Origin of the sequence: Streptomyces sp., assembly GCF_036524955.1 — a bacterium.
Lineage (GTDB): Bacteria > Actinomycetota > Actinomycetes > Streptomycetales > Streptomycetaceae > Actinacidiphila.
This window is the reverse complement of the sequence record NZ_DATDBG010000060.1, coordinates 1-10,548: the sequence shown is the minus strand read 5'-3', so window position 1 is coordinate 10,548 and position 10,548 is coordinate 1. Positions and strand designations below refer to the sequence as shown.

The 10,548-nt window shown below is 73.9% G+C and carries 11 protein-coding genes and 1 pseudogene; 2 read left to right on the top strand and 10 right to left on the bottom strand.

All coding sequences use genetic code 11. The features are described from left to right. Positions 1–251: 251 nt before the first annotated feature. From VIW71_RS04885 to VIW71_RS04855, 7 genes are all read right to left on the bottom strand, one after another. Positions 252–968 carry a lysophospholipid acyltransferase family protein gene (locus tag VIW71_RS04885; RefSeq protein WP_331620712.1) on the bottom strand — a complete coding sequence of 239 codons (717 nt, stop codon included), beginning with the start codon at positions 966–968 and terminating at the stop codon, positions 252–254. A gap of 239 nt (positions 969–1,207) precedes the next feature. Beyond that, a complete protein-coding gene (locus VIW71_RS04880; protein ID WP_331620711.1) occupies positions 1,208–1,369 on the bottom strand; it encodes a hypothetical protein in 162 nt (53 codons plus the stop codon). Between the two features lie 79 nt (positions 1,370–1,448). Continuing rightward, entirely contained in the window at positions 1,449–2,489 is a 1,041-nt protein-coding gene (locus VIW71_RS04875; RefSeq protein WP_331620710.1) for a hypothetical protein, read from the bottom strand. Positions 2,490–2,505: 16 nt separating this feature from the next. Continuing rightward, positions 2,506–3,459 (bottom strand): cytochrome c oxidase assembly protein, encoded by a 954-nt coding sequence (locus VIW71_RS04870; RefSeq protein ID WP_331620709.1) that lies wholly within the window; start codon positions 3,457–3,459, stop codon positions 2,506–2,508. 99 nt (positions 3,460–3,558) lie between these two features. Then, the gene (locus tag VIW71_RS04865) at positions 3,559–4,584 is read right to left on the bottom strand and encodes a 6-phosphofructokinase (RefSeq protein WP_331620708.1); all 1,026 of its coding nucleotides are present in this window, start codon (positions 4,582–4,584) and stop codon (positions 3,559–3,561) included. A 160-nt stretch (positions 4,585–4,744) separates the two neighbouring features. Next, positions 4,745–5,473 (bottom strand): type 1 glutamine amidotransferase, encoded by a 729-nt coding sequence (locus tag VIW71_RS04860; RefSeq protein ID WP_331620707.1) that lies wholly within the window; start codon positions 5,471–5,473, stop codon positions 4,745–4,747. Between the two features lie 72 nt (positions 5,474–5,545). After that, positions 5,546–6,784, bottom strand: coding sequence for a MurT ligase domain-containing protein (locus VIW71_RS04855; protein WP_331620706.1), 1,239 nt, complete (start codon positions 6,782–6,784; stop codon positions 5,546–5,548). 308 nt (positions 6,785–7,092) lie between these two features. Here VIW71_RS04855 and def point away from each other — a divergent pair, with 308 nt between their 5' ends. Next, positions 7,093–7,641: a peptide deformylase gene (def, locus tag VIW71_RS04850; RefSeq protein WP_331620705.1), complete on the top strand. Its 549-nt coding sequence runs from the start codon at positions 7,093–7,095 to the stop codon at positions 7,639–7,641. 3 nt (positions 7,642–7,644) lie between these two features. Here def and VIW71_RS04845 read toward each other — a convergent pair whose 3' ends face one another. Further along, positions 7,645–8,292 (bottom strand): TetR family transcriptional regulator, encoded by a 648-nt coding sequence (locus tag VIW71_RS04845; RefSeq protein ID WP_331620704.1) that lies wholly within the window; start codon positions 8,290–8,292, stop codon positions 7,645–7,647. Positions 8,293–8,421: 129 nt separating this feature from the next. Here VIW71_RS04845 and VIW71_RS04840 point away from each other — a divergent pair. Then, a pseudogene (locus tag VIW71_RS04840) lies at positions 8,422–8,727 on the top strand (hypothetical protein); the annotation flags it as partial. 272 nt (positions 8,728–8,999) lie between these two features. On the opposite strand, the gene VIW71_RS04835 reads toward VIW71_RS04840, so the two are convergent. Both VIW71_RS04835 and VIW71_RS04830 read right to left on the bottom strand, forming a co-directional pair. Next, positions 9,000–9,143 carry a hypothetical protein gene (locus VIW71_RS04835; RefSeq protein WP_331620703.1) on the bottom strand — a complete coding sequence of 48 codons (144 nt, stop codon included), beginning with the start codon at positions 9,141–9,143 and terminating at the stop codon, positions 9,000–9,002. Positions 9,144–9,230: 87 nt separating this feature from the next. After that, a partial coding sequence (locus VIW71_RS04830; RefSeq protein WP_331620702.1) for an FUSC family protein occupies positions 9,231–10,548 on the bottom strand: 1,318 nt, incomplete at its 5' end.

Below are 10,548 nucleotides of genomic sequence, written 5' to 3'. Positions count from 1 at the left end.
CGGGAGCGGTGGCGGGCGGCCCGCCGCGCCTCAGCCGACCCGGCCCGCCGGCCCGCGGCGCTCCGCCGCGTCGTCGTACGGGTCGCCGCACTCCTCCGCCAGCCGTGCCCCTGACCGGACCGGCCCGGCCCGGCCAGAGAGCTTCGCCCGACGCGGATTCGCGGTCGGCGCAGGGCACCGGGCCGCGGCGGATCGCGAGGCCACGACGACGCGTCAGCCCAGCGCGGTTCGGGGAGCCATCGCTCACGAGGTCACGGCTGTTTGCGGCGCAGCCGCGCCGCCATCGGGCGTTGTGCCTGTTCGGCCTTCACCTCGCCCGCGTACCGGTCGACGTACTCCTGCCCGGACAGTGCGAGGATCTCGTACATGATCTCGTCGGTGACCGACCGCACCGCGTACCGTTCACCCTCCATCCCGGCGAACCGGGTGAAGTCCAGCGGGCGGCCGAAGCGGATGGCGACCCGGCCGATGCGCGGGACCACCCGTCCCGGCGGCTGGAGTTCGAAGGTGCCCACCATGGCGCAGGGGATCACCGGGACGCCGGCGCGCAGCGCCATCACCGCCACGCCGGTACGGCCCCGGTACAGTCGCCCGTCGTGCGAGCGGGTGCCCTCCGGGTAGATGCCCAGCAACTCGCCTCGGCCCAGCACATCGAGCCCGGCGGTGATCGCCGACCGCGCGGCGCTGCCGCCCGACCGGCCCACCGGGATCTGGCCCGCGCTGCGGAAGAAGGCGGCGGTCAGCCGCCCCTTGAGGCCGGGTCCGGTGAAGTACTCGGCCTTGGCGAGGAAGGTGATCCGGCGCGGCAGGATCGCGGGCATCAGGAAGTGGTCGGAGAACGACAGGTGGTTGCCCGCGATGATCGCCGCGCCGCTCTCCGGGACGTTCTCCATGCCCTCGATCCGCGGCCGGAACAGCGCCCGCAGCAACGGCCCGAGGATCACGTACTTGAGCACGCGGTAGAACACGGCGGCTGCCTCCCCCTCCTGCGGCCAGGACCCCCGGCCGCGCCGGCCGGGCGCGCCCCGGACGGCGCCTCGGCAGACTAGTGCCCCCGCACCCGCTCCCACCAGGCCCGCACGGCGGCCGCCCGCCGAACAATCGCGGCCCGCGGCGGCGCCGACCCCCGGGCGGAAGGCTCGCCCGCCACGCGCGGTCGCGGTCGGGCGCGGGCGCCGCCGCGGGTCTCAGCGCGGTACTCGGAGTCTCACCGCGGTGCGCGGATCGCCGCCACACCCGCCGTACACAGGACCAGTACCACCCAGGCGAACCACAGCCAGCCGTTCGACCCCAGCGCGACGCTGTAGCCGACCACCGCTGCCAGGCACGCCACGGTGCACACCGCCATCGCCTTGGCGGATCCCCGCATCGCACGCCTCCTTCCGCGGCCGCGTTGCGCACCCGCGGACGGCCCGGACATCATGGTGAACCGGACGCGGCCTCCGGCGCTACCACTCCCCGTCGGTCACCTGGCCGGGATCGTCCTTGAGCGGCTTGACCTGCTCCGGCTCGGTCGCCACCCAGGGCTGCTCGTCGTCGCCGAGCCAGTCGCCGACCGGTTTGACGCCGGTCAGCGGCTCACCGGGGGCCAGATCCTCGGCGTCCGCGTCGAAGTAGTCGAACCAGGGCAGGCCCGCCGCGTTGTACGCCGCCCGGTCCACCGGGGACGCGGGCGCCGGTTCGCCGGTGACCGCCCGCCACTGCGGCGCCGTCGCCAGGTGCACGTAGGCCCGGCCCGACGGCTTCTCCCGCCAGTCGCCCGGGGGCCGCTCGTCCCGGTACACCTCCTGGCGCATCCGCCCGCCCGCCCCCAGGCCCATGGCCGGCGCGGGCCGGGCGGCGGGCCTCGGCGCCCTTGCCTGCGGGGCCGCGCCGAAGCCCGCCGGAGCCATCGGCGGCATCCCGGCGGCCATCGCCTCGGAGGCCGCTCCCCAGCCGCCCCGGGTCCGCGAGCTGTGCGTGGCCCGCCACCGCTCCAGGATCTCCTCGCGCAGTTCGAAGACCTGCAACTGCATGCCGCCCCAGACCTCCTCGCCGGAGACCTGGCCCTCCACCGTCGCACCCAGCCCGAGGGGTACCGCCACGAACTGCCGGATCGTGCCCTGGCCGGAGTTGATGCCGTCCAGCCACGGCTGGCGCGGCAGGACCACGTAGTTCTGCGGGTCCTGCGACAGCCGGTCGCTCCACGGCCTCCCGGACACCGCGCACACCTTGCCGACGCCCACCTGGAGGGCGGCCGGCGCGAGCGAGGAGAAGCTCAGCCACATCGCTTCCCGCTGGTAGACCGGCAGCAGCACCCCGCCGTGCGTCAGCCACTGGGCGGGCGCACGCTCCGGGTAGTCCGCCACCCGCCGCAGCGGAAACGTCCCGAGGCCCGGCGGCAGCGGATGGGTCCCTGTCTCCGGCAGTCGCAGGGTCCGCATGAACCGCACCGTCACCCCGCCGGGCAGTTCCAGCGCCGCACCCGATATCCGTGCCTGCTCCCCCATGGGAGCCCCCTTTGCGTCAGCCGCGACCGCGCGCCTGCAGTGATGCCAGGTATGCGTTGTACGCGACCAGCTCCGCGTCGCCGTCGCGATCCGCCGCCCGGTCCTTGCGGCGCGCCTGCCGCTGCTCGGAGGTGTACCACTGGAACAGTAGCGCGACCAGCACGACGACCGACGGGATCTCGCTGAACGCCCAGGCGATGCCCCCGGCCGCGGTCTGGTCGCCCAGCGGATCGACGCCCAGCGACGCCGCCGGAAGGAACGTGGTGACCATCGGCTCGCTCGCCATCATCAGCGCGATCCCGAAGAACGCGTGGAACGGCATCCCGGCGAACAGCTCCAGCATCCGCATCACGTACCCCGGCCGGTGCGGCCCGGGGTCCACGCCCATGATCGGCCAGAAGAAGACCAGCCCCACCGCGAGGAAGTGCACCATCATCGCGGTGTGCCCGGCCCGGCTGCCCATCAGCGTGTCGAACAGCGGCGAGAAGTACAGCCCGTACAGGCTCGCGACGAACAACGGGATGGTGAACGCCGGGTGTGTCAGGAACCGCAGGTACCGGCTGTGCAGCAGCTTCACCAGCAGCTCGCGCGGACCCGTGCGGCCCGCCCCCGCGGTCGGCAGCGCCCGCAGCGCCAGCGTCACCGGAGCGCCGAGCAGCAGCAGGAGCGGGGTGAGCATGCTGAGGATCATGTGCTGCACCATGTGCACGCTGAACATGACCATGCCGTAGTCGTCCAGCCCGGTGCACATCGTCAGTCCGATGGTCAGCACGCCGAGCGTGAACGCGAGCGTACGGCCCGCCGGCCAGTCGTCGCCGCGCAGCCGCAACCGCAGCAGGCCCCACCCGTACAGCACCAGCAGCAGGGCACAGCCGTACAGGAAGAACGGATCGCCGCCGGTGAAGGACAGCCCCCGGCCGAGAGTGAACGGCGGCAGGTCCATGTGCATGCCGTGTCCGCCGTGATTCATCCGTCACTCCTTCGACCGTTGTGCCGGCTCCAGACTAGAGCCGCCCCCGGCCGTGGTTCCGGCCGGGGGCGGGGCGGGGTCGTCACAGGGAAACAGCGGTCACAGCACGCACTCGGCCTCGGTGTACCGGTCGGCGGGCACCGTCTTGAGCTGCTCCACGGCATCCGCGAGCGGCACCAGCGTGATCTCGGTGCCGCGCAGCGCCGTCATCATGCCGAACCGGTCGTTGTGCGCGGCCTCCACCGCGTGCCAGCCGAAACGGGTCGCCAGCACCCTGTCGTACGCGGTCGGGGTGCCGCCGCGCTGCACGTGACCGAGGATCACCGGCCGGGCCTCCTTGCCGAGCCGCTCCTCCAGCTCCACCGAGAGCTGGTTGGCGACGCCGCTGAACCGCTCGTGCCCGTAGATGTCGGTGGCGCCGGAGGTGAAGTCCATCGTGCCCTCGCGCGGCTTGGCGCCCTCCGAGACCACCACGATGGCGAACTTCTTGCCCGCCTCGAAGCGCTCCCCGACCACCTGGGCCAGCTCCGCCACGTCGAACGGCCGCTCCGGAACCAGGATCGCGTGCGCGCCGGCGGCCATGCCCGAGTGCAGCGCGATCCAGCCGGTGTGCCGGCCCATGACCTCCACGATCAGCACCCGCTGGTGCGACTCGGCGGTGGTCTTCAGCCGGTCCAGCGCCTCGGTGGCGACGGTCACCGCGGTGTCGAAGCCGAAGGTGACATCGGTGGAGGCGATGTCGTTGTCTATGGTCTTGGGCACCCCGACGATCGGCAGGCCCGCGTCCGACAGCAGCCGGGCGGCCTTGAGGGTGCCCTCACCGCCGATCGGGATGATCGCGTCGAGACCGAGGTCCGTCACATGGCCCCGGGCCCGCTCCACTCCGCCGCGCAGATGAGCGGGCTGCACCCGGGAAGAACCGAGAATGGTGCCGCCGCGGGCCAGAATGCCGCTCACCGCGTCCAGGTCCAGCTTGCGGTAGTCGCATTCGAGCAGGCCCTTCCACCCGTCATGGAAACCGATGACCTCGTCACCGTGGTCCACGACGGCGCGGTGCACCACGGACCGGATGACGGCGTTCAGCCCGGGGCAGTCGCCGCCGCTGGTCAGCACACCAATACGCATCGCTTCGAATACTCCCGCAGCTCGACCGGACGGCCGGACTCCGTCGTCCGGATGGATCGCCTCAGCTTACCGAGCCGGGTGCCCGCGCCTCCATGCCGACCGAACTGCGGACATGTGACATGTGACCGAACTCGCGGAGACGCCCCCGTGGCGTGCCCGGTCAGGCCGGCTGCACCGCCGCGGCGATCCGCTCGGAGCGCAGCGCCTCGTACCACTGGTCGTCCACCGGCGGCAGCGCGTTCACATCGAGCGCGAGCTTGATCAACAGGTCGGCGATCTGCGGGTTCCGGGCCATCACCGGGCCGTGCATGTACGTGCCGAACACCGTGTCGTTGAAGGCGCCCTCGGTGCCGTCGCCCGTGCCGTTGCCGTTGCCGACCCGCACCCGCGCGAACGGCCGTGCGGTCGGACCCAGATGGGTGACGCCCTGGTGGTTCTCGAAACCGGTCAGCGGCGGCAGGCCGAACTGCGGCTCGATGTCGGCCAGCACGTCGCCGACGCACCGGGCGCCCTCGCCGCGCACGCTCACCACGTCCAGCAGACCCAGGCCCGGCTCGGGGCGGCCGAGGTCGTTGACGAACTCGTGGCCGAGGATCTGGTAGCCCGCGCACACCGAGAAGACGATCGCGCCGTTGGCGACGGCCCGGCCCAGCCCGCCGTCCCGGCGCAGCCGCTCGGCCGCGAGCCGCTGCGGCCGGTCCTCGCCGCCGCCGATCAGGTAGATGTCGCCGGAGGTCGGGATCTGCTGGTCGGAGCGGACGTCGACCCGGGTGACCGGCACCCGGCGCTGGAGCGCCCGCCGCTCCACCACCAGCGCGTTGCCCTGGTCGCCGTAGGTGCTCAGCAGATCGGGGTAGACCCACACCAGGCGCAGGCTGGACTCACTCATGCGTGCTTCTCCTTGTCGGGCGGCTGCGGCTGTGGTCGTGGCAGCCGGGCGCGGGTGACCGCCGGCCGGCGGTCAGTTGCCGACCCGGCGGCGCAGGTCCTGGAAGGCGGTGTAGTTGGCGATGGCCTCGATCCGGCCCGGTGGCGCCGACCGTACCGCCTCGTCCAGGTCGGCGCAGACCAGGAACTGCAGGCCCGCCACCTCCAGCCGTACCGCCAGGTCCAGCTTGCGGTCGCCGATGACCAGGATGGGGTGCCCGGACAGCCGGGTGTAGTCCACGTCCCACAGCCAGGAGGTGTCGGTGCCGTCCGCGCCGCGGGCGTTGACCGAGAGGATCACCGGCGTGGGCGGGCCGTCGATCAGGGAGAACGTCTCCAGCCAGCCGGCCGGGTTCTTGGCCAGCAGCAGCCGCAGTTCGCGCTGCTGGAACGAGACCACGTCGTACCGGCCGGCGACCGCCTGCACCTTGTACATCCGCTCCAGCGCGACCTTGGGGTCCACGCCGAACGCGGCGGCGGCGGCGGTGGACACAGCCGCGTTGGACTTGTTGGCGCGGCCCGGGAGCTGGAGGTGGATCGGCCAGGCGGCCCCGTACGGGTCCACGACGTGGTCGCCTGACAGCGCCCAGGTCGGGGTGGGGCGGCGGAAACCGCACTCGGCGCAGAACCAGTCGTCGGACGGGCGCTGGAGCACGCCGCCGCAGGACGGGCAGGACCAGGCGTCGTCCTTCCACTCCTGGCCCGCCGCGACCCACACCACGGTCGGGCTGGAGGAGGCCGCCCAGGTGATCAGCGGGTCGTCCGCGTTGGCGATGACGATCGCCTCCACGCCGGCCAGGCCCTCGCGCCACTTCTCGGCGAGCATCCGGGTCTCGGCGGCCCGGTCGAGCTGGTCGCGGGAGAGGTTGAGCAGGGCGATGGCCTTGGGCGCGACGTCCCGGGCGACGCCCGCGAGGTACTTCTCGTCCACCTCGATCACGCCGTAGCGGGCGTCGGAGCCGCCGGCCAGCGCGGAGGTGATGCCGGCCGGCATGTTGGCGCCGAGGGCGTTGGAGACCACGGGGCCGTTGGCGCGCAGTGCCTCGGCGAGCAGCCGGGTCGTGGTGGTCTTGCCGTTGGTGGCCGAGACCAGTACCACGTCGAGGTGCCGGGCGAGTCTGGCCAGCAGGTCGGGATCGAATCTGAGCGCCACCCGGCCGCCGATCACCGATCCGCTGCCGCGGCCTGCCACACGCGAGACCGCCGCCGCGGCCTTGCCCGCCGTCACGGCCAGCTTGGCCCGCGGCGACAGCGGCTCCGAGTTGCCTGCCATCGTCTTCTTTCCTCCTCGACGCCGGTCGCGCCGCTGCCCTGGCGACGGCCGGTGCTCCGCCCCGCACGTGCCGCTTCGGCGGCCGACAAGTTCCGATCGACGCCCAGCCTATCGACTCAACCCCCCGGCCCCGCACCGCACCGCCCCGATGACCCCCCAACGACCTGCGCCCCCTCGGTGTTCCGGGGCCCGGGGCCGCCACGGGCAGGTCGCCCGGCCGGTGCGGGGGACGGGGTTCAGGTACGGGCCGCCCGGCCGGGTTCTGCGCGTGGTGCCGGCGCCGTACGGCGGATGGCTACTCTGGGCGCATGCGACGCGGCACCATTCCCGGGAGTACGGGCGCCGTGCGCCGGGTGCGGGTGCTGGGCGACCCGGTGCTGGCCGCGCGGTGCGCGGAGGTCACCGAGTTCGGCGCCGGGCTGGAGGGCCTGGTCGAGGACATGTTCGCGTCGATGTACGCGGCCGGCGGCGTCGGCCTGGCCGCCAACCAGATCGGCATCCCGCTGCGGGTGTTCGTCTACGACTGCCCCGACGACGAGGACCGCCGCCACCTCGGCCACCTGGTCAACCCGCGCCCGGTGCACACCGGCGGGGTGAGCGTGACCGGCACCGAGGGTTGTTTGTCGCTGCCCGGCGTGGAGGCCGGTACCCGGCGCTACGACGAGGCTGTCGTCGAGGGCTTCGACCTGCGGGGCGAGCCGGTGGCGGTCACCGGGACCGGGTTCTTCGCGCGCTGCCTGCAGCACGAGTGCGACCACCTGGAAGGCACCGTCTTCACCGACCGGCTGCACGGCCCCCGCCGCGCCCGCGCGCTGTGGGCCGCCCGCCGTGCGCCGTGGGGCGCCGGGCTCCGGTAGATATCAGAACGCCTGACCGCCCGCCCGGTCGCCGGCCGCCGCGAGCCGGCCCCACAGCAGGTCGGCGAGGTCCCGTACCAGCTGGTCGCGCGAGCATGGCCGCTCGCTCAGCCACCAGTCGCCCGCCGCGCACATCATGCCGACGATGCCGTGGCCCCAGGCGCGGGCGAGCCGGCGGCTGTCCGGTCCGAGGTCGAGGCGTTCGGCGATCACCTCGGCCAGGTCCTCGCCCATCCGGCGCAGCAGCGGCACGGTGTGGCGTCCGATGTCGAAGCCCTTCTCACCGTCGGCGGGCGGGGTCTCGGAGGGGTGCATGAGGAAGCGGTAGACCTGCGGGTGCGCCTCGATCGCGTGGAGATACGCGTGGATCGTCGCCTCCACGCGGTCCCGGCGGTTGCCGGAGGTGTCCAGCGCGCTGTGCAGAGTGGCCAGCAGCGCGTCGGTGTGCCGCTTGGCCAGCGCCCGGTAGAGCCCGTTCTTGTCGCCGAAGTGCCGGTAGAGGATCGGCTTGGTGATGCCCGCCTCGGCGGCGATCGCGTTCATGGACGCCTCGGGCCCGTCCCGCAGCACCACCCGGTCGGCGGCTTCGAGCAGTTGCTGACGCCGCCGCTCCGTGGCCGTCTGCTGGTCCTGCCGTTGGCCGGTCTCCACCCACGCCTCCCCGGTTGTTCGATTGCCGCTGGTCTGCGCAACGTAACACCCCCGGTACCGCGGCTCGCACGACGATCGGAGAGTCGACATGACTTACCGATCAGTAATGAGCTGCTGCCGTCGCGGTTGCTGCCGCGCCTAACCAGCCGAGGAGGGGACGAAGGCGACCGCACACTCGAACGCGACGAGCATCAGCGGTCCGTGTGCGACTGGATCCACGGCTTCGCCGCCGAGGTGACGCGCCCCGCCGCTGCCGGCGCCGACGAGCGGATCGGCACTGGATCCCGGAGATGTGCGGCGGCGTCGACGACGACGTCGAGATCGCAGCCTTCTGCTCCTCCGAACCGGACGACGAGCCGGACGCGCGCTCCGGCCCGGCCGCGATCCGGACCCGCGGTCCACGACGAGGCCGCCGACGAGTGGGTGCCCAACGGGCCCGCACGCCGGCGGAGCCGGCGGACCGTACGGAGGGCGGGTCCGGCGGGACGCGGGCGCGGTGCACCGCAACCGGCCGAGTCGACGCAGGGCGGACGAGCGCATCCGGCCGAAGCCGTGCGGACGGCGACCGACCGGGGTCAGCGGGCCGGCCGGCCCGGCCGACCGCGTGAGCGGCGGTGCGACGGGCGTCCCGGGGGAGGGCCGATGACCCGGAGGTACGTGTACGAGGCGGCGTACGGCTGCGGTCGCGGTGCCCCGCGGGCGGCGGGTCAGCCGCGGTAACCGCGCAGCACGAACCAGGCGAGCAGCACGACCCCGACCACCGCCACGACGACGACCGTACGCATCACCGGCCCGGGTCCGGGCGAGTGGGACACCGCGAGGGTCAGTGCGTGCTGGATCTGCGGCTGCATGGGGCTCCTTCCGGTCCGGCCGTCCAGCGTAGTCCCGGGCTCGGGGCGCCCGGTGTTGCGGGTCGGGCCGGCCCCGGGCGGCTGCGGTCAACGGTCCACCCGGGTCGCGCCGCCCGCCGGATGGCGGCGCCCCGCGGAGCGGGGCCGCAGCGCCTCCGCGAGCTCCTCCAGGGTCTCCACCAGCAGTTCCGCCCCGCGCCGTACCAGCGGCTCGCCCTCCCGTACGGCCCCCGGGCCGGTCTCCCAGCCGTCCAGCTTCTCGCGCAGCGGCGCCCAGCTCGGCGCGCGCCGTTCGCGGACGTCGCGGGCCGCCACCTCCGCGGTCTCCCGCAGCGCCTTCGCGAAAGCCCCCGCCGCCGGCAGCGCGGGCGTGTCCCGCGCCGGGAGATGGGCCTCGAGCAGCAGCCCGACGCGGCCCACGGCCGAGAGCGCGGCGTCGGCGTCCCGGACGGCGGTACGCGACAGGCCCCGGTGCCGTACGGGTTCCACGTCCGCGCGCGAGACCGCCTGGTCCCAGGCCGTACCCGCGGCCCGCAGGTCCAGCAGCGCCTGCCGCACCGCCCGCGCGCGCCGGTTCGCCGGGTCCGCGTACGCCTCGATCACCGCCGCCGCGTAATCCGAGACCGCCTCCAGCCACTCCGCGAGCCGGTCCCGCAGCCGCAGCGTCTCCCACGCCGGATACACCGCGTACGCGATCATCGCCAGCGCCCCGCCGAGCAGTGTGAGCAGCACCCGGTCCCGTACCGCGTGCTCCACCTGCGTGCCGCCCATGCCGAGCAGGAACACCACGTATGCGGCCAGGCACCCCTGCCACACCACGTAGCCGCTGCTCAGCAGGAGGTACATCAGCCCCACACTGACCACGGCGAGCGCCGCGGAGGCGTACGTGCCGGGGTGGGCGACCTGCGTCACCGCCGAGGCCACGGCGACTCCGGCCAGTGTCCCGGCGAAGCGTCCCACGCCCCGTTCGTAGGTCTGCGTGAAGTCCGGGCGCATCACCATCACCGAGGTCAGCGGCGCCCAGTACCCGTGGCCCAGCGGCAGCGCCGAGCCCAGCACATAGCCCGCGGCGGCCACCGCGGCCAGCCGCACCGCGTGCCGGAAGACCGGGGAGTCGGCGCGCAGCTGCCGGCGCACCGACCGCACGGCGAGCGGCAGCAGTTCCCGGACCGAGGGCCGCAGCAGATGCGCGGTGCCGGCCGCGTCCGCCGGGCCCGAACCGTCCGCCCGGTCGACGGCGGCGGCCAGCAGCGAGACGAGCTTCTTGGCGGACTTCCGTGCCGCGCCGGTCAGTTCGCCGCCCGGCAGGCCGGCCGGTCCGGCAGCGGACCCGGTAGCCGTCGCGTCGGCGGCACCGCCGGCCGGGCCGCCGGTCACCGCGCTGGGCCGGCCGCCTGCCGGTACG